The 18717-nt window shown below is 41.5% G+C and carries 16 protein-coding genes and 1 riboswitch; of the genes, 6 read left to right on the top strand and 10 right to left on the bottom strand.

Annotation, left to right across the window (positions count from 1 at the left end; all coding sequences use genetic code 11):
* Positions 1-87: 87 nt before the first annotated feature.
* Entirely contained in the window at positions 88-219 is a 132-nt protein-coding gene (locus HPT25_RS12535) for a YfhE family protein (RefSeq protein WP_173064492.1), read from the top strand.
* Between the two features lie 96 nt (positions 220-315).
* A complete protein-coding gene (locus tag HPT25_RS12530; protein WP_173064489.1) occupies positions 316-498 on the top strand; it encodes a YfhD family protein in 183 nt (60 codons plus the stop codon).
* A 721-nt stretch (positions 499-1219) separates the two neighbouring features.
* Here the strand turns inward: HPT25_RS12530 and HPT25_RS12525 are convergent.
* The 10 genes from HPT25_RS12525 to argC all read right to left on the bottom strand — a co-directional run bounded on the left by HPT25_RS12525 (position 1220) and on the right by argC (position 15294).
* Complete coding sequence (locus HPT25_RS12525) at positions 1220-2458, bottom strand: homoserine dehydrogenase (protein ID WP_173064486.1); 1239 nt, start codon at positions 2456-2458, stop codon at positions 1220-1222.
* Between the two features lie 79 nt (positions 2459-2537).
* A riboswitch (SAM riboswitch) is annotated at positions 2538-2647 on the bottom strand.
* A 293-nt stretch (positions 2648-2940) separates the two neighbouring features.
* Positions 2941-4317 (bottom strand): argininosuccinate lyase, encoded by a 1377-nt coding sequence (gene argH, locus HPT25_RS12520; RefSeq protein WP_173064483.1) that lies wholly within the window; start codon positions 4315-4317, stop codon positions 2941-2943.
* Between the two features lie 62 nt (positions 4318-4379).
* Positions 4380-5609: an argininosuccinate synthase gene (locus tag HPT25_RS12515; RefSeq protein ID WP_173064478.1), complete on the bottom strand. Its 1230-nt coding sequence runs from the start codon at positions 5607-5609 to the stop codon at positions 4380-4382.
* 86 nt (positions 5610-5695) lie between these two features.
* Positions 5696-6661: an ornithine carbamoyltransferase gene (gene argF / locus HPT25_RS12510; protein ID WP_173064475.1), complete on the bottom strand. Its 966-nt coding sequence runs from the start codon at positions 6659-6661 to the stop codon at positions 5696-5698.
* Complete coding sequence (gene carB / locus HPT25_RS12505; protein ID WP_173064472.1) at positions 6636-9881, bottom strand: carbamoyl-phosphate synthase (glutamine-hydrolyzing) large subunit; 3246 nt, start codon at positions 9879-9881, stop codon at positions 6636-6638. The genes argF and carB overlap by 26 nt, the downstream gene beginning before the upstream one ends.
* The gene (locus tag HPT25_RS12500) at positions 9868-10944 is read right to left on the bottom strand and encodes a carbamoyl phosphate synthase small subunit (protein WP_173064470.1); all 1077 of its coding nucleotides are present in this window, start codon (positions 10942-10944) and stop codon (positions 9868-9870) included. Before HPT25_RS12500 ends, carB begins: the two co-directional genes overlap by 14 nt.
* Positions 10945-10950: 6 nt before the next feature.
* Positions 10951-12150: an acetylornithine transaminase gene (argD, locus tag HPT25_RS12495; protein ID WP_173064467.1), complete on the bottom strand. Its 1200-nt coding sequence runs from the start codon at positions 12148-12150 to the stop codon at positions 10951-10953.
* Complete coding sequence (gene argB, locus HPT25_RS12490; protein WP_173064465.1) at positions 12150-12947, bottom strand: acetylglutamate kinase; 798 nt, start codon at positions 12945-12947, stop codon at positions 12150-12152. Before argB ends, argD begins: the two co-directional genes overlap by 1 nt.
* An 18-nt stretch (positions 12948-12965) precedes the next feature.
* The gene (argJ, locus tag HPT25_RS12485; protein ID WP_173064462.1) at positions 12966-14216 is read right to left on the bottom strand and encodes a bifunctional ornithine acetyltransferase/N-acetylglutamate synthase; all 1251 of its coding nucleotides are present in this window, start codon (positions 14214-14216) and stop codon (positions 12966-12968) included.
* Between the two features lie 40 nt (positions 14217-14256).
* Positions 14257-15294 carry an N-acetyl-gamma-glutamyl-phosphate reductase gene (gene argC / locus HPT25_RS12480; protein ID WP_173064460.1) on the bottom strand — a complete coding sequence of 346 codons (1038 nt, stop codon included), beginning with the start codon at positions 15292-15294 and terminating at the stop codon, positions 14257-14259.
* A gap of 367 nt (positions 15295-15661) precedes the next feature.
* On the opposite strand from argC, the gene HPT25_RS12475 reads away from it, so the two are divergent.
* The 4 genes from HPT25_RS12475 (at position 15662) to HPT25_RS12460 (ending at position 18716) form a co-directional block, all read left to right on the top strand.
* The gene (locus tag HPT25_RS12475) at positions 15662-16474 is read left to right on the top strand and encodes a CotG/ExsB N-terminal domain-containing protein (protein WP_173064458.1); all 813 of its coding nucleotides are present in this window, start codon (positions 15662-15664) and stop codon (positions 16472-16474) included.
* 342 nt (positions 16475-16816) lie between these two features.
* A complete protein-coding gene (locus HPT25_RS12470; RefSeq protein ID WP_173064455.1) occupies positions 16817-17194 on the top strand; it encodes a GntR family transcriptional regulator in 378 nt (125 codons plus the stop codon).
* A gap of 2 nt (positions 17195-17196) precedes the next feature.
* Entirely contained in the window at positions 17197-17886 is a 690-nt protein-coding gene (locus HPT25_RS12465; RefSeq protein WP_173064452.1) for an ABC transporter ATP-binding protein, read from the top strand.
* Positions 17883-18716, top strand: a complete 834-nt coding sequence (locus HPT25_RS12460) for a hypothetical protein (protein WP_173064448.1) — start codon at positions 17883-17885, stop codon at positions 18714-18716. Before HPT25_RS12465 ends, HPT25_RS12460 begins: the two co-directional genes overlap by 4 nt.
* The last annotated feature ends 1 nt before the right edge of the window (position 18717 follow it).

The following is an 18717-nucleotide window of genomic DNA, read 5'->3' as shown; positions in this document are numbered from 1 at the left end:
CGATTTAGAAAAGGCAAAAATGGAAGTGGGTACATGATGTACCATTTTTACATAATTTCCAATTAAATACGGAAGGAATGAGTTTGAATGGGCGATCGAAAAAAAGATAAGAACCGTGCGAAATACCCGTTAACGAGCACTCAGGAGGTTTTATATCAACGCGAATTTAAAATGGCAGACCGTGCCGGCGGATTTTCAGACAGAAAAACAAAACTCTAAAAAATATTTCCATTAATGACCCCCTTGCTATTTGTCCATGCTAGTATTGAGAGGTTTTTCTCTCACCAGCAGACATTGGAAAGGGGTTTTCTTCATATGGGACGTTCACATGGACATAAAACTCGAGACCGAAATAAAGCATCTCTTCCACAGGTACCAAAGAACTTAAAATCAGATGGTAATGATGTAGAATTCTCAAAAGAAATGGCAGACGGGGCAGACCTTGAAGCACTGGCCCGGGCAAATGCTGCCAACCAGCGTGTTAGAAATCGAAAATAATTAAAGAAAACTCGCCGACTGGCGAGCCTGTAAGGCGTAAAGAGAGGCGTAGTTCGTCAAAAAGTACAGCTTCTCGACTGCAAGGTTAATACTCATGAAGCATTCCTTAGTGCACTTATGTCTGATAGGAAAGTTATTCTTTCCTATTGGCTAAGAAAAGCGCAAGCGCCCTTGTCAGCGGTGTATGGGCTGGAGCACTCCAACTTAGATAAAGAAAACACGAAGAGCGTTAGTGATTCAATGTTGACTTATCGTAGGGTGGAGGGCGAAGGACACTAAGCCGCTAAGGTGCTTGCGCTAGACAATTTTTAAAAGTTAAAATCTATATTTTCTTTATTAATAAAAAAGCGATCCTTAAAAAAGAGGCAGCCACCAATCTTGGCATTTCGAACTTGTTAATACTTAATTTTACATATAGGCGCTGCCAGTACACTTCACAAATAGATTTCAAGGTTTCTTAACTTATTAAAAATTCAAATTTACTGTGAACTCTAAATTTTCGAATTATCCACTGTGTTATTGTGGATAATGTGGATAATGTGGATAGGACTTTCGGATTGGTTCCAATGCTCACTTTTTATTGCTTTAATAATTGTTAACAAAAAATTGTGGATAATGTGCACAAATATGTATGGCACTTGAAAATATAGCCCTTGAGATGTGGATAAGACTCAGAAAATATCACTTGTAATAAAAAAGAGCCTTCAGTTGCCTGAATACTCTATGAGACTGTCGCCGCTTCCTTTTTATCTGAAGCAATTTCAAATTCACCATCTAAGATGGCGAAGTAACACACTGTTGGGTGATCCTTCGCAAGTCTTTCTAAATCCTTTTTGGCTGCTTCAACAATCAGGAATCCTTCTGCCGGTTCACTAAGTATTTTCCACTGCGGATATAACAAAGATTTATCGATTCCTTGAACAAGCCAGCAGTTCAAATTTTGTTCCTCAGGTTGTTCGGAAAGGGGGGCAGTTGTTTGTGTGAAGCTTCTTTTTACTTTGTGATCAAGTGATACGTATACTAAATCTTCAATGATGGCACTGGCAGTTGGAAACATCCCAGCTCCTGGACCCTGCAATGTAATTCTGCCAACTATATCCGAGAAAACATTCACCGCGTTCTCAACTCCTTCAACATGATAGAAAGGGTGGTCTTTTCCAACAAGTACTGGCTTCACTGATCCTATAATCTGATTTCCATTTTTGGAGATTGTCGCAATATGCTTAAACCTTAGTCCTACCTGTTCCACCGCAGCAATACACTCGCTAGAAATAGAAGTTATTCCTTGGCGTTCTACTTCAGGCCAGTCTGGCTCTTCTCCAAAGGCAATTCTGCTGAGAATCATTGTTTTATAAAAAGCATCAAAGCCTTCGACATCATTTGTTGGATCTGCTTCAGCATAGCCATTTTTTTGTGCCTGCAACAAGCTTTCCGTAAACGTTTGTTTCTTTTCCCGCATTTCTGTCAAAATAAAATTCGATGTACCATTTAGAATCCCTTGAATTTCGGAAATACGATTTACTTGTAATAACTGCCGTAAAGTTTGAATGACTGGAATACCGCCTGCTACGGTCGCTTCAAATCCCACCGATACACTTTTTTTCTCGGCTAACTCCAGCAATTCTTTTCCATGGTGAGCAAACATTTCCTTATTGGCAGTAATAATATGACATCCTCGCTGAATAGCTCTTTTTAAATAGGTAAAAGTTGGTTCTCTGTCAACAATTGCTTCAACTACAATATCAAGCTTTGGCAGTTGAATGATTTCCTCAAAATTTGTTGTGACTAGCACATCTTTATGAATGTCTCTTGCTTTTTCTTTATTTTTGACGAGCACGGCAGCCACCTCCACATCTTTTCCGATCACTGCCTGTAACTCTTCCGCGTGGGATTGAATCGTACGATAGACACCTTCTCCAACTGTACCAAAACCTAAAATCGCTACTTTAACAACAGTCATACCAAGCACACTCCTTTGCTATAAAAAATGTTAGAAAAATACGAAAAGCCCTCTTCATAAGAAGAGGGCTTTATTCCTCCTCTTATCTTTCAGGTTAAAAAACCTGCAGGAATTAGCACCTTTTCAAGAAATTTCTTGAAGGTTGCCGGGCTTCATAGGGCCTAGTCCCTCCGCCGCTCTGGATAAGAGTTTTATTTATTTGCATTTTTCATTAAATTCTCAATATATAGGAGTAATTTTAGGTGAAACATTTGGAATTGTCAATACAATTTATTACAGTGGAAGCAAAGCAATTTGATCTTGTGTGCTTATTTTTCCAATCATCTCTTGCCATTCTTGCGGCTTGTTTGAAAGAACAGAATAGTATGTGCATAAAGTTAAATGCACCTAAGATAAAAAACAAGCCCGCTATCCAACGAACTTGTTTTTTGTCTTATATAACTTCCCAAGCTATTATAGGAGCTTGTATATTTGCCTTCAGATTATTGTCCCAGTTTTCCTTCAGCAAGCTTTATTTGCTCTTTAACCTGTGCAGGAGATGTACCGCCAAAGCTGTTGCGTACTGCCACAACATGTTCAGGAGCTAAAACTACGTAAATATCGTTTTCAAATAACGTACTAAATTGCTTGTATTCTTCCAGACTCAAATCAAGTAAAAATTTATTAGACTGAATAGCATACAAGACAATTTTTCCAATCACCTCATGTGCATCTCTAAAAGGCAGCCCTTTTCTCACAAGGTAATCAGCAATATCAGTTGCATTGGAAAAATCATGATTTATCGCTTTGCGCATAACATCCTTATTTACGGTCATCGTTTCAATCATTGGTGCCAGCAGTTTTAAAGAGCCTTCCAGTGTTTCCACTGTATCAAACATGCCTTCCTTATCTTCCTGTAAATCTTTGTTGTAGGCAAGCGGCAGTCCTTTTAAAACGGTTAGCAATCCAATCAAATTACCATACGTGCGGCCTGTTTTTCCGCGGAGCAGTTCAGGGACATCCGGGTTCTTTTTCTGCGGCATAATGCTTGAGCCCGTGCAGAATGAATCATCAAGCTCCACAAATTGAAATTCCTGGCTTGACCATAAAACCAACTCTTCCGATAATCGGGAAATATGCGTCATGATGATGGAACCGATAGATAGAAACTCTAAAATAAAATCACGATCGCTGACGGCATCCATGCTATTTGGATAAATCGTTTCAAAACCCAGCAGTTCTGCAACACGTTCGCGGTTGATTGGAAAGGTGGTACCTGCCAGCGCTCCGGATCCAAGCGGCAGCCAGTTAATTCGCTTCAGCGAATCTACTAATCTTTCTTTATCCCGTTCAAACATCCAGAAATAGGCCATTAAATGGTGGGCAAACGATACCGGCTGGGCCCGCTGCAAGTGTGTATATCCCGGGATCAGTGTTTCGATATTTTCTTTTGCCTGTTGAACAAACGCCTTCTGGACATCTTCTACTAATTTGATCAGCTCAGTAGTTTTCGTCCGCAAGTAAAGATGCATATCCGTGGCAACTTGGTCATTCCGGCTTCTTCCTGTATGAAGCTTACCGCCCACTGGTCCAATTTTTTCAATCAGAAGTTTTTCGATATTCATATGAATATCTTCATCTTCGATTAGAAATTCAACCTCGTTATTGTCGATCATTTCTTTTATTGATAGCAGGCCTTGCTTTATTTTTTCTGCATCTCCTACAGGAATAATACCGCACTCTCCCAGCATTTGCACATGGGCAAGACTTCCGGCAATATCCTCTTTTGCTAGCTTTTGATCAAATGGTATCGAAGCAGTAAATTCTTCGACCAGCTTGTTCGTTTCTTTTGTAAAACGCCCGCCCCAAAGCTTTGACATGATGGTTCCTCCTTTTAATCTAAGAAGTTAGGCCCCCGAATCCACTTCGAGGGCACTCAACATTATTTCAACACTTCAGACTTTTTCTCTTCTTCCGCTTTGTTATTTACCTCTGCATAAACCTTCGTTGGAAGCCCCCAAAGCTTAATAAAACCAACTGCGGCATTGTGATCAAAAGCATCGCCTTTTGTGTAGGTAGCCAGCTCTTCGTTGTAAAGACTGTGAACCGATTTACGGCCGACAACTGTATGAGTGCCTTTAAAGAGCTTTACTCGGAGGGTGCCTGACACCACTTTTTGAGTTTCATCAATAAAGGCATCAAGTGCTGTTTTCAATGGTGAAAACCAAAGACCCTCGTAAATGATTTTTGCCATTTGTTGTTCGACCTGCACTTTAAATTGTGTTACTTCACGCGGTAACGTTAAGAACTCCAATTCTTTGTGAGCGTTAATTAAAATCAGTGCTGCCGGGTTTTCGTATACTTCACGTGATTTGATACCAACTAGACGATTTTCGATATGGTCAATGCGGCCGACACCATGCTTGCCGCCAAGCTCATTTAACGTTTCAATCAACTGGACAAGAGGAAGTTTTTCACCATTTAGCGCTACTGGCACACCTTGCTCAAATTCAATTTCAATATATTCTGGTGTATCTGGTGTTAATTCAATTGGTTTAGTCCAATCAAATGCCGCTTCCGGCGGCTCTGCCCATGGGTTTTCAAGTACACCTGCTTCACAGGCACGGCCCCAGATGTTGGCATCAATTGAGAATGGATTGTCTAAATCAACCGGAATTGGAATCCCATTTTTCTGGGCATATTCGATTTCTTCGTCGCGGGTCATGCCCCATTCGCGGACAGGAGCAACAACTTTCAAGTTTGGATTTAAGGCTTGGACAGAAACCTCGAAGCGCACTTGGTCATTCCCTTTACCAGTACATCCATGGGCAACTGCAGCTGCACCTTCTTTTTCCGCTACTTCAACTAATAGTTTTGAAATTAATGGTCTTGATAAGGCCGATGACAGCGGGTATTTTCCTTCATATAAACAATTAGCCTTCAAAGCTGGTAAAATATATTCCTTTGCCAGCATTTCTTTGGCATCCACGATATAGGCTTTAACTGCCCCAACATTCAATGCCTTATTTTTAATTGCTTCAAGATCTTTGCCTTCGCCGACGTCCAATCCTAATGCAATTACATCATAGCCGTATTTTTCTTGAATCCATTTTACTGAAACCGATGTATCTAAACCGCCTGAATAGGCAAGAACAATTTTTTCTTTTGTCATTTTGATGCTCCTCCGCTTGTAACTTTTTGAATTATTATTCATCCACAAGAATTATTATACAACAAAACTTAAAAAAATTTCTACTATTAAGCTAGTAATAATTTTAAAATTGCTTTTTGAGCGTGAAGGCGGTTTTCTGCTTCGTCAAAGACAACAGAGTGGGATCCATCAATTATTTCCGCAGTCACTTCCTCCCCGCGATGCGCCGGCAGACAGTGTAAAAAGATAAAATCACTCTTCGCATGTTTGCATAATTCTGCATTGACTTGATATGCACTAAATGCCTTCAAACGTTTTTCCGTTTCTTCCTCCTGACCCATACTGGTCCAAACATCCGTCACGATGACATCAGCATCTTGAACCGCCGCCACAGGGTCATTTGTTATCATAACATTGCTTCCTGTCTGACCTCCGTCCTTAATGGCGTTCACCGTAATCGTCCCATTTGGCAGGTAACCCGGAGGACTTGCAATGCTGATATCCATGCCCACTTTTACGGCCCCCTCCATTAGAGAATGGGCTACATTATTGTTTCCGTCACCAATATAGCAAAGCTTCAATCCTGCCAGCTTGCCTTTATGCTCCTGAATCGTTAACAAATCGGCCAGCACTTGCGCAGGATGCTGCAGGTCTGTTAAACCGTTAATGACAGGAATGGTGGCATTTGCAGCCAGCTCTTCCACTGATTCATGGCTGAAAGTACGAATCATGATCCCGTCCACATAGCGGGACAATACTTTAGCGGTATCGGAAATGCTTTCTCCACGTCCAAGCTGAATATCTTTTGAGCTAAGAAATATCGCATGGCCGCCAAGTTGCAGCATTCCCACTTCGAACGAAACCCGAGTACGGGTGGATGATTTTTCAAAAATCATCCCCAATACTTTACCGCTTAAATAAGCATGCGGTTTTCCCTGTTTTTGCAAACTTTTTATTTCCTTTGCCACATCGAGCATATATAAAATTTCTTCAGTCGTAAAATCGGAAAGCTGTAAAAAATCTTTCCCTTTAAATTGAAGAACTTGATCATTCACCTGAATAGCTTCCACCATGAACGGCACCTCTTTCTACTAAATTATAAAATTCACTTATTGTGCGTACTTCAAAATCAGATTGAGAGCCCTTAGTTTGTAAATCAATGATGGCATTGACAGTATCTAGGTGCGTAAACACGGGCACCTTGTAGCGAATGGCTTGTTCGCGTATATAGAATCCGAATTTCAACTTATTTCTCCCTTGATTCGGGATATTGACAACAGCCTTCAATGGCTGATTCCGGAATAGTTCGTTTACATCCTGTTCATCTTTAATGATTTTTTCAACCGAAATGCTTCTGCTTTGTAGAAATGCAGCTGTTCCTTCTGTGGCAGCAAGCTTAAATTTTTTCACCAGTTCTTTCATAATCTGCAAACTTGCCGGCTTTTCCCGATCAGAAATCGAGCATAAGAGATAGTTTTCGTCCGGATTTCCGGCCAATGATGGGATCGCCTTATCAAGCGCCTCTTGATAATTTACACCCATCCCGAGTGCTTCACCAGTTGATTTCATTTCAGGGCCCAGAACATGGTCGACACCCTTTAATTTACTTGATGAAAAAATAGGTGCTTTGACTGAATAATAATTTGGTTCATGACATAAACCGTGGACAGGAGTTAGGTCAGACAATGCTTTTCCTAGCTGGACACTTACAGCCCATTCAATCATTGGAACACCTGTGACTTTGCTGATGATTGGCACGGTTCGTGATGCCCTTGGATTTACTTCCAAACAATAAACCTGATTTTCATATACCACAAATTGAATGTTCATGATTCCTACAACCGGAGCTGTTTTTGCAATTCTGCCGGCATAATCGATTAATGTATCTTTTAGCGGTTGTGACATCGAGACTGGTGGAAACACAGAAATACTGTCACCTGAATGGACACCTGCTTTTTCAATATGTTCAAAAATTCCTGGGACAACAATCTGCTGTCCATCGCTAATCACATCAATTTCGCATTCCAGTCCTGGCAAATATTTATCTACTAATAACGGCCACATTTTTTCGTTTTCATTTTTCTCAAGCTGTTTAATATAGCTTTCCAGTTCTGTTTGTGAAAAGATCGTGAACATGGACTGGCCTCCGATGACGTAGGAAGGTCTGACTAAAACCGGATAGCCAAGCTCAGCAGCTGCCTCGATTAATTCTTCCGTTTGATTAGCTGTTTTCCCTTCGATGTGCGGGATGTTTAAGTCTTCCAACAACTGATAAAATTCTTTACGATCTTCCAAGCGGTCCACATTTTGAACCGTGGTGCCTAAAACCTTGACTCCCTCTTGTTCGAGATCATGGGCAAGATTAATGGCTGTCTGGCCGCCAAATTGAATCAGGACGCCTTCCACCAGTTCTTTTTCAATAACATGGAGGACATCTTCTGCTGTCAGAGGTTCAAAATACAGACTGTCAGCCACCGAATAATCGGTGCTTACCGTTTCCGGGTTATTATTAATGACTACCGCCGCATACCCCATTTTTTTGATGGCTTTTGCTGCATGGACAGAACAGTAATCAAATTCAATTCCCTGACCGATCCGAATGGGACCTGAACCTATAACTAATATTTTCTTCTCTTTCACCACTTCTACTTCATCAAATCCATGCCAAGTAGAATAATAGTATGGTGTAACGGCATCAAATTCCGCGGAACATGTATCGACCATTTTATATCCTGGTTTTAAGTTCAGTTCTTTCCGTTTACTTCTTATCTGTTGTTCCGAAACTGCGAAAATTTGCGATAAGAGCTTATCGGAGATATTATTTCGTTTTGCTTTTTTCAGTAAGGAAGCAGGAAGGTCGCACCATTGACAGGAGGCTAATTCCATTTCCAAAGCAACGATTGAGCTAATTTTGTGTAAAAACCAAGGATCAATTTCGGTTAACTGTTGGATTCTTTCTAGTGTGAAACCCCTTCTGAAACTCTCTGCAATGACAAATAAGCGCTGATCATTTGCCGTCTCCAGCAGGCCGGTCAACTCTTGTTCAGTTAACGATTTGTTGATCTCTCTTAACAGACCATATACATTCATTTCCAGCGAACGGATGGCTTTATTTAGCGCGCCTTCAAATGTTCGGTCAATCGCCATGACTTCACCCGTTGCTTTCATTTGTGTGCCCAAAGTTCTGTCTGCTTCTGGGAACTTGTCAAACGGGAAGCGTGGCAGTTTTACCACAATATAATCAATCGCCGGTTCAAACGAGGCAAAGGTGTTGCCTGTTATTGGATTCACAATTTCATCCAAATGGTAGCCGATCGCGCATTTTGCCGCCATGCGGGCAATAGGGTAGCCAGTTGCTTTGGAAGCAAGGGCGGATGAGCGGCTCACCCTTGGGTTAACTTCAATGATGTAATATTGGTTTGATTCCGGATGAAGTGCAAATTGAATATTGCAGCCGCCGATAATTCCTAATTCACGGATTACCTTGATAGAAACGTCACGGAGCATTTGATATTGCACATCTGTCAAGGTTTGCGATGGCGCCACGACAATGGAATCACCTGTATGGACACCAACCGGATCCATATTTTCCATGTTACAAACAATAATGCAGGTATCGTTCGCATCTCTCATGACTTCATATTCAATTTCCTTCCAGCCTTTAATACTTTTTTCAACTAAGACTTGATGAATTGGGCTGGCTGCTAATCCTTTTTTCAATACAATTTCAAGGTCACTCTCGTTATATGCAAAACCGCCGCCGTCTCCGCCTAGCGTATAAGCTGGACGAATAATGACCGGAAATCCAATCTCTTGAACAAATTGGGCTCCTTCTTCATAGCTGTGAATGATGGCGGATTCCGGAATTGGTTCTCCGATTTCGAGCATCAAATTACGGAACTTCTCGCGATCCTCGCCTTTTTTTATAGAATCGACTGAAGTTCCAAGCAGCTCCACATTGTACTTTTCCAATATGTTTTGCTCAAATAATTCAACAGTCAGATTCAGCCCCGTCTGGCCTCCAAGAGTGCCAATGACACCATCCGGCTTTTCCTTCTGAATGATTTTTTCAATGACTGCTGTCGTTAGCGGCTCGATATAGACTTTATCGGCAATCGTTTCGTCCGTCATAATGGTGGCCGGATTGTTATTGATAAGAATGACTTCAATTCCTTCTTCTTTCAGGGCGATGCATGCCTGTGTGCCGGCATAATCAAATTCAGCTGCCTGGCCGATGACAATAGGGCCCGATCCGATAACTAGTACTTTTTTCAACTTCTTATTTAACGGCATAATGAGTTTCTCCTAATGAAGCAATCTGGTGTACGAATTCTGTTAAAATATGGGCAGTATCACTAGGTCCTGGATGAGCTTCTGGGTGAAATTGGACGGTTTGAATCGGATATTGTTTATGCTGTAACCCTTCAATCGAGCGATCATTCACATTTCGATACGTAACATCAAATACTTTTTCATCAATGCTGTGATCCATTACAACATAACTATGGTTCTGTGCAGTGATTTTGACCTTTCCGGTTTTCAGTTCTTTTACCGGATGATTTCCACCGCGGTGTCCATATGATAGTTTCTCGGTTTTGGCACCATGGGCAAGGGCTATTAATTGATGACCCAAACAAATTCCAAGTGTTGGATAGTGCTGGGTGATCTTTTTGATTTCCGGGAACCATTTTTTCAAATCCATCGGGTCCCCAGGTCCGTTGCTTAGCAGCACACCATCAGGATTAAGAGCTTGAATTTTTTCGAATGATGTATTGTATGGTACTAGCGTGACTGCACAATTTTCTGCTAAAAGTGCAGATAATATTGACTTTTTGTGTCCAAAATCAATCAGTACCACATGCGGCCCGCTGTTTTTATAATATTCCGTTTTTTTTATTGATACTTTCTCTACCCATAATGGTTCCTTTTCTGATTGCGGAAAATTGGTTTGCTGTGTTTTTCCTAAGTACCCTTTCACAGTTCCGCGGCTGCGGATGCTCTTCACAAGAAGCCTTGTATCAACGCCGGCAATTCCTGCGACTCCTGCAGCTTTCAGTTTTTCAGAAAACTTCTCAATTGACTGGTAATGGCTCGGTGTTTCACATAAGTCGCCGATCACTACTCCAGCTAATGCCGGAGTGATACTTTCATCATCAAGCGCGTTTATTCCGTAGTTGCCGATAATCGGATAACAAAATGTGATAATTTGGCCTGCATAGGAAGGGTCCGTAATAATCTCCTGATAACCAGTCATACTGGTATTAAAAACGACTTCGCCAATAGAATCTTGATCGGCGCCAATCAGCTGACCTTCAAAAACTTCTCCTGTTTCCAAAGTAAGGTATCCTTGTTCCACCCATTCTCACTCGCCTTTCTCAATACTTTGGAATGTTTTTTCCAACTCTATAATAAATTCATTAATTTCGTTTTTTGATACCGTCAATGGCGGCAAAATCCTTACAACACTTGGGCCCGCCGTTAAAATTAAAATATTATTGGCCATCGCTTTTTGGACAATCTCCAGAGCGTTAGCCGAAACAACCAAACCTTTAAGCAGCCCTTTCCCACGAATATCTTCAATGATCGGGAACTGTTTTTTCAGGCTTTGAAGCTTATCATCCAAATACGCTGAGATTTCCTTTACATGCTCTAATATATTGGATTTAAGGATATGAGATACTGTTGCCACCCCAGCAGCTGTTGCTAATGGGTTTCCTCCAAATGTACTGCCGTGGCTGCCCGGATCAAACCCTTTTGCCGCCTCTGCTTTGGCAATGATAGCCCCAATCGGGAATCCTGAGCCAAGGCCTTTGGCAATACTGATGACATCCGGCTCAATTCCATATTGCTCGTAGGCAAACAGTGTTCCTGTTCTGCCCATACCTGTTTGGATTTCATCGACCATTAGCAGGATTCCATTTTCCTGACAAATTTCCGCCAGTTTTTGTACCCATTCGGGGTCTGCGGGAATTACGCCGCCCTCGCCTTGAATAAGTTCAAGCAATACAGCTGCCGGTCTGATTGTGTTAAGCTGATAAAGTGCCGCTATATCATTATAAGGAAGATAACTAAACCCTGGAGCTAGTGGTGCGAAGCCCTGCTGGATTTTATCCTGCCCGGTTGCTGTTAATGTCGCCAGTGTTCTGCCATGGAATGACTGCTGAAAGGTAATAATTGTTGGTGATGGGTTTCCTTTTACTTTATTGGCATACCGTCTTGCCAATTTTAGGGCTGCTTCATTTGCCTCTGCTCCGCTGTTGCAAAAGAACACCTGGTCTCCGCAAGAATTGGCCGTCAACAGTGCCGCAAGTTCCTGCTGATTTGGAATATGATATAGGTTTGAACAGTGCCATAGGTTTTGCAGCTGTTCTTCCAGTTTTTCTTTTACTGTCTCCGGTACATGCCCAAGATTACAAGTGGCAATTCCGGAAGTAAAATCTAAATATTTCGTTCCTTGTTCATCCCAAACATAGCTTCCTTTTCCCTTGACAATTGTGACAGGGAATCGGGTGTATGTTGCCATTACCGGTGAAATCAGGGAAATGGAATGATTAGTTTCCATTACGCAATCTCCTCTTCCAATACGATTTTTGTTCCGATTTTTTTACCATTCACGTAATCTAGTAAGCTGTTTTTTTCGAATCCGTTAATGATCCCGACTTCAGGTATGTTATGAACTAGCCCATCAATGGCTGCTTTTACTTTAGGTATCATCCCGCCGTAAATGGTTTGATTCTGAATCATTTCCTCAATAATTGCCTTAGACACTTTATCGAGTTTTTTCTTAGTACCATCTTTTTCGATTAAAATCCCCGGAATATCACTGATAAAGCAAAGGTTTGCCCCCAGTGCTTTGGCAATCGCCGAAGCAGCAACATCTCCATTGATGTTATATCGCTGTCCGTATCCGTCAATTCCAATTGGAGAGATGACGGGTATGAAACCTTGGTTTACAATTCCTTCGATGATCGTGTTATTGACCGAAACGACTTCTCCCACAAATCCAAGTGTCTTGGCGTCAGGAGTTGGCATCGCAGTTAATAGGCCGCCATCAATACCGCTTACGCCAAATGCTTTTCCGCCAACCTCCATTAAATTGCGGACAACCTCCTTGTTGACCGAACCGCTTAATACCATTTCCACTACATCAAGCACCTGGTGATTGGTTATCCGTAAGCCATTCACGAAAGACGTTTCTACATTTAAGCTTTTTAATAATGAAGTAATTAACGGGCCTCCGCCATGAACGATAACGGGAGTCCACTCTCCTGATTCATGCATTTTCACGATATCTTCATAAAATGACCTTGGCAGATTTTCTAACACACTTCCGCCGCACTTAATGACTAAATATTTCATCGTAGGTTCCCGGCCTCCTTAAGTGCGGTAAGATGCGTTAATTTTTACATAATCATAGGTTAAATCGCATCCCCATGCTGCTGCACTAAACTCACCTTGGTTTAACTCTACATGAATAACGACATTTTCTTGCTCCAAATAGCCTTTAGCCTCTTCTTCGATAATCTGGCAAGGAAGTCCGTTTTCAAATACTGTGATCTCCCCTAATGAAACCTTGACTGCATTTGGCTCAACAGGTACACCGCTGTAGCCAATGGCTGTTACAATCCTCCCCCAGTTCGGGTCTGTTCCATAAATAGCCGTTTTCACAAGATTAGAAGATATGATCGCTTTGCCAACAGCTCTTGCTGCTTCTGTACTGAAGGCTCCATTCACTTGAACCTCAATCAATTTTGTGGCGCCTTCACCGTCACGGGCAATTTTTTTCGCAAGAGCTTCGCAGACAATTTTCAAACCGTCGACAAACACTCCCCAGTCAGGATGTTCTTTCGTAAGCTGATCATTTTCTGCAAGACCGTTCGCCATTACAAGCACCATATCATTTGTACTTGTGTCACCGTCTACTGTAATCATATTGAAGGTATGGTTCGTAATATCTCTAAGTGCAAATTGAAGATCTTCATGTGCAATGTTTGCATCCGTTGTAACGAATCCGAGCATCGTAGCCATATTTGGATGAATCATTCCAGAGCCTTTGGCAGCTCCGCCAATACTGACCGTTTTTCCATTTATTTTAAATTGGACTGCCATTTGTTTAACAGTTGTGTCAGTCGTTAAGATGGCTTGCAGAAAGTTGGCCGTGTGCTGGTGTTCTTTTTGAAGAATCTGATCGATTCCAGTTTTGATTTTTTCCATTGGCAGCAGCTCGCCAATTACACCTGTTGAAGTGACAGCAACAAGGTGATCGACTATCCCCAGTTGACATGCAAACTGCTTTTGCATTTCATTGGCATCCTTAAGCCCCTGCTCACCCGTGCAAGCATTGGCATTACCCGAATTCACTAAAATGGCTTGAACTTTATTTTCTTTTGCGATGCTTTCCTGTGTTAAAACAAGCGGTGCTGCTTGAAAGATATTCGTTGTATAAACACCTGCAGTTGCTGCTGGCACTTCTGAAACAACATATCCCAGATCTAATTTTTTTCTTTTAATTCCGCAATGGATTCCGCCTGCTTTGAATCCTTTTGGCAAGGTAATACTCTCATCTTCGAAAACAACAATTTCATTCGTTGAAGTTGCTTGTGTCAATTTCTTATCCCCTTTCTTCATCCCCAAGTATTCGTAAGATTTGATTTACTTCCTGTTCTCATTATGGATATAGTGGTATATCCTCAAGACCTGCTCTCTCATCCCAGCCATTCATAATATTTAAATTCTGAATAGCCTGACCCGCGGCACCTTTCACTAAATTATCAATGACTGATATGATGGTAAGACGGTTTGTTCTTGCATCAACATGGAGACCAATATCGCAATAATTGGAACCTAAAACCTCTTTTGTTGCAGGAATTGAACCCTCCGGCCTAATTCTTACAAATGGCTTATGTTTATAAAACTCTCTGTATATTTCCTGAATTTCTTTAGTAGTAATCGAATCTTTCAGCTTCGCATGCATCGTACACATAATTCCTCTCGTCATCGGAATTAAGTGAGTTGTGAAGGTAATCGTGATGGGCACACCGCTTTCATCCGTCAAAATCTGTTCAATTTCAGGAATATGCTGGTGTGTGCCAAGCTTGTAAGCTTTTATATTTTCATTTATTTCTGCGAAATGGGAAGTTAAAGAAAGTCCTCTTCCTGCACCGGATACCCCTGATTTCGCATCAATGATGATCGACTCATAATCTATTAAGCTAGTCTTTATAATTGGCATTAGTCCCAGAATTGTTGCTGTTGGATAACAGCCAGGATTGGCAATAAGGCCGGCATTTTTTATTTGGTTTTCATTTATTTCACAAAGACCATATGCGGCCTGAAGTAAATAATGTTCATCTGCGGGGGTATGTTTATACCATTTTTCATAAATTCCCCCTGACTTGATGCGGAAATCTCCAGATAAATCAATGCATTTACCGCCTTTTTCGATTAGCTCTGGTATAAGGCGGCTACTTACGCCTGATGGTGTTGCAAAAAAAATAACATCATTATTTTCAGTTAAATAATTTGCATCATATGCTTCTAATGGTTGATCCATAATTTCAGAAAGGTGTGGATAGGTGCTGCTAAAATCATTCCCCGCCTGAGAGTTCGATACAACCGATCCAACCTCTATGTAGGGATGTCTATTTAAAAGTCTAATTAGCTCAATTGAACCATATCCCGTGCCACCGATAATTGCAGCCTTCATTTCGTTCACTCCCAGGTTCTTTTATAATGAATTATTATACATAGTTATATATAAATATTCAATTGTTAAATCGCCTAATTTTCAAAAAATATATTTAAACATCAAAGTTTTTAAATGAAAACGTTTTCAGTTTTTCGGTTTTTATTATTCAAACTTTATGCACATTAGCCTACCATTTCCTTTCTATAATTCATCGATTCGAATGGAAAGCCTTGCATTCAAAAAGAAATAATAAAAAATAATTTTTTCTAATTATGTCAAAATTAAACGTCTTTCCTATACATAAAACCCCTGTCCACATACGATAAATCAATGGAAGATTCTAAGACTTTCAGAGATTTAAAAATATATGAGGAGTTGATTTTTTGTGAATAGTTATTCTGCAGCAGAAATTCAAGAAGCTGCATGGGGTATTGAAAGATCAGGTTTAGGGGATTTTATGTATCAGGACCCAAGGGGACAGCGATCCAGCCGTCGTTCTAGCCGGAGCTCCAGACGAAGTGTAAGTCGCAGCTCCAGCAGACGTTCAAGTCAAAGTGTGAGCTTCAGATCCAGTCGCCGGTCCAGCCAAAGATTGAGCCGCAGCTCCAGCCGCAGTTCCAGTCAAAGAGTGAGCCACCAGTCTAGCCGCCGGTCCAATGAAAGAATATCCCGCAGTTCCAGCCACCGCTCTAGCCAAAGCTCTAGACGCAGTTCGAGCCGAAGCTCTAGCAGCAGCTCTAGAGTTTTGATTATTTATAGATCACGGAGACGTCGATCTAGCCAGCGTTCCAGCCAAAGCTCCAGCCGCAGTTCCAGCAGACGTTCTTTCCTTAGTGCAAGCCGTAATTCCAGTAGACGCTCTTTCCTTAGCGCAAGTCGCAGTTCTAGCAGACGCTCTAACTTTAGTGGCAGCCGCAGTTCCAGCAGACGCTCTAGCTTTAGCGGAAGCCGCAGTTCCAGCAGACGCTCCAGCCGCAGATCGTCTCGTCGTTCTAGTCGCCGTTCTAGCCGCAGATCCTCTCGCCGTTCTAATCGCGGTTCTGGTCGCAGATCCTCTCGCCGTTCTAACCGCCGTTCAGGTCGCGGGTCCTCTCGCCGTTCTAACCGCCGTTCAGGTCGCGGATCGTCTCGCCGCTCTAACCGTCGTTCAGGTCGCAGATCGTCTCGCCGCTCTAACCGTCGTTCAGGCCGCAGATAGAGTTGTTGGTCTAAAGGGGCGCTCAAATTCATTTACAGTTAATAAAATCCGGTCAACCTCATTGCTGTGGGTGACCGGATTTTTTGTCATGATGTCAGTTGCCCTTCTTGAATTCCCCCTAACGAAGGATTGCAAGGACTTGTTCGAGGATACCATATAGCTTCCGCTTTCATCATCTAAATGAAAATTAAACATCTTGATTTTAATAAAGCTATACAAAAAAATTTCAAAAAATATCCAAAGTAAATTATTGACAATTTAGGTGTATGAACCATATAATACACACAGATGTATTATTCAATTAATACACCAGTCATTGGAATTTCATAGGAGGGGTTTTTCGTGAATGTAACCTTTAATACGCGAGATCCTGTTTATGTTCAAGTCGTTCGTTATTTCAAGGAACAGATTGCCATCGGGAATTTGAATGCGGGAGAAGAAATTCCTTCAAGGCGCGAACTAGCAGCCATTTTAAAAATTAATCCAAATACGGCCCAGCGGGCATACAAAGAAATGGAGGAACAAGGGTTGATATACACAGAACGGAATTTTCCCAGCCGCATTACTCAGGATGAAACGATCCTTAGCTCCGTGAGAGAGGAACTGATTGCGGAAGCTGTCGATGCTTTTGTCCAGTCAATATCGCCGATCAATCCATCAATAGAAGAAGTGGTGGATTTGGTAAGGGAAAAATTTTTAACAAGAAAGCAGGAGGAATAACAATGATTGAAGTACAGAACATTTCCAAACGATTCGGGAGGAGGCAAGTATTAGAGGGCGTTTCCTTTACTGCCAATAAAGGCGAAATTACATGTTTAATCGGCATCAATGGGGTGGGAAAAACCACCACCTTGAAAGCGATTATGAATCTTACTCCAATTAATAGCGGCCGGATCTTAATTAATGGTGAAGTCATTAATAAAAATACATATGAAAATATTACGTTCATCCCGGATGCCAATATCATGCTGCCCTGGATGACGATTCATGAGGCTTGCGAGTTCATGAAGGATTTTTATAAGAATTGGAATCAAAAACGGGCCGATGACCTCCTGCGCTTTTTCAAATTGCAAGAAACCGACCGGATTTCGGAGCTTTCGAAAGGAAATACGGCGAAGGTTAATTTGATGCTTGGTTTATCACTCGATGTCGACTATGTGTTGATGGATGAACCCTTTTCCGGCATTGATATTTTTAGCCGGGAGCAGATTGCTGAAGTGTTCACATCCCATTTAATCGAAGACCGCGGTGTCATCATCACCACCCATGAAATTAACGATATTGAACATTTGATCGATAAGGTCGTGTTATTGGAGAATGGCGTAGTGCTGAAAGAGTTTACTACCGAAGAAGTACGCCTTAGTGAAGGTAAGTCCGTGATTGACGTAATGAGAGAGGTGTATCAACCATGAGCAAATATCTGAAATTAGTAAACTTTGAAATTCATCGATTTTTGAAATTGTATTTTGCGCTGATTGGCATGATAGTCATCCTTCAGTTCAGCGGGGTAGTGGTTAAGTCCTTAAGCTATATTCATCAAGCAAATCGTGCAGTCTATGAGCAGGGTATTACCAAGGCTCAGTTCATTACGAGAAACGGACCAATCAACTTTATGCAAATTATGACAAGCATGTGGTTTCTTGCACCAATTGCCATCAGTGCAACCGTGATTTTGGGCTATATCTTCCTCATTTGGTATCGCGACTGGTTTGCAAAAAATACATTCATCTATCGACTTCTTATGCTGCCAACATCCAGACTATCAATTTATTTTTCAAAATCAACGGCAATTCTGCTGATGGTCCTTGGACTCATCACCTTAGAAATCATCATCCTGCCGTTTCAACTTTCTTTGTTTCAATTGCTGGTGCCGAATGATTTACGCCTAGATTTGCCGTTAATGATGATGGTGTCAGGCTACTTTGTCCTATACACGATCATTCCAGGCACATTCACTCAGTTTGTACTTTATTACGCAACGGGACTAATGGTGGTGCTGGTTCTATTTACCGCAATTTTGTTCGAGCGCTGCTATCGGTGGAAAGGGGTGCTACTAGCCGTTTTGTACTGTGGTATTGCCCTATTGGTCTTTATTTCACCTGTTATTTATCTAAAGATACAGAATCATATTTCATTCTATCCAGATGAGCTCCTGACTCTGTACATTGCACTTGGTCTATTAATTATGGGTGCTTCTATTTGGATCAGCGGAGTTTTATTAAAGAAAAAAATTACAGTATAAG

The sequence above is a fragment of the Neobacillus endophyticus genome, from assembly GCF_013248975.1.
Lineage (GTDB): Bacteria > Bacillota > Bacilli > Bacillales > Cytobacillaceae > Neobacillus > Neobacillus endophyticus.
Note: the sequence above shows the minus strand (reverse complement) of the source record. Positions and strands in the feature narration are given on the sequence as shown.

Bases quoted from the DNA above. Each gene is read 5' to 3' on its own strand.
- HPT25_RS12465 (WP_173064452.1), top strand. From the start codon at position 17,197: ATGATTGAAGTACAGAACATTTCCAAACGATTCGGGAGGAGGCAAGTA.
- HPT25_RS12530 (WP_173064489.1), top strand. From the start codon at position 316: ATGGGACGTTCACATGGACATAAAACTCGAGACCGAAATAAAGCATCT.
- HPT25_RS12460 (WP_173064448.1), top strand. From the start codon at position 17,883: ATGAGCAAATATCTGAAATTAGTAAACTTTGAAATTCATCGATTTTTG.
- argB (WP_173064465.1), bottom strand. From the start codon at position 12,947: ATGAAATATTTAGTCATTAAGTGCGGCGGAAGTGTGTTAGAAAATCTG.
- argD (WP_173064467.1), bottom strand. From the start codon at position 12,150: ATGGAAACTAATCATTCCATTTCCCTGATTTCACCGGTAATGGCAACA.
- argF (WP_173064475.1), bottom strand. From the start codon at position 6,661: ATGGTGGAAGCTATTCAGGTGAATGATCAAGTTCTTCAATTTAAAGGG.
- HPT25_RS12525 (WP_173064486.1), bottom strand. From the start codon at position 2,458: ATGACTGTTGTTAAAGTAGCGATTTTAGGTTTTGGTACAGTTGGAGAA.
- HPT25_RS12535 (WP_173064492.1), top strand. From the start codon at position 88: ATGGGCGATCGAAAAAAAGATAAGAACCGTGCGAAATACCCGTTAACG.
- HPT25_RS12515 (WP_173064478.1), bottom strand. From the start codon at position 5,609: ATGACAAAAGAAAAAATTGTTCTTGCCTATTCAGGCGGTTTAGATACA.
- carB (WP_173064472.1), bottom strand. From the start codon at position 9,881: ATGCCGTTAAATAAGAAGTTGAAAAAAGTACTAGTTATCGGATCGGGC.
- argH (WP_173064483.1), bottom strand. From the start codon at position 4,317: ATGTCAAAGCTTTGGGGCGGGCGTTTTACAAAAGAAACGAACAAGCTG.
- argJ (WP_173064462.1), bottom strand. From the start codon at position 14,216: ATGAAGAAAGGGGATAAGAAATTGACACAAGCAACTTCAACGAATGAA.
- argC (WP_173064460.1), bottom strand. From the start codon at position 15,294: ATGAAGGCTGCAATTATCGGTGGCACGGGATATGGTTCAATTGAGCTA.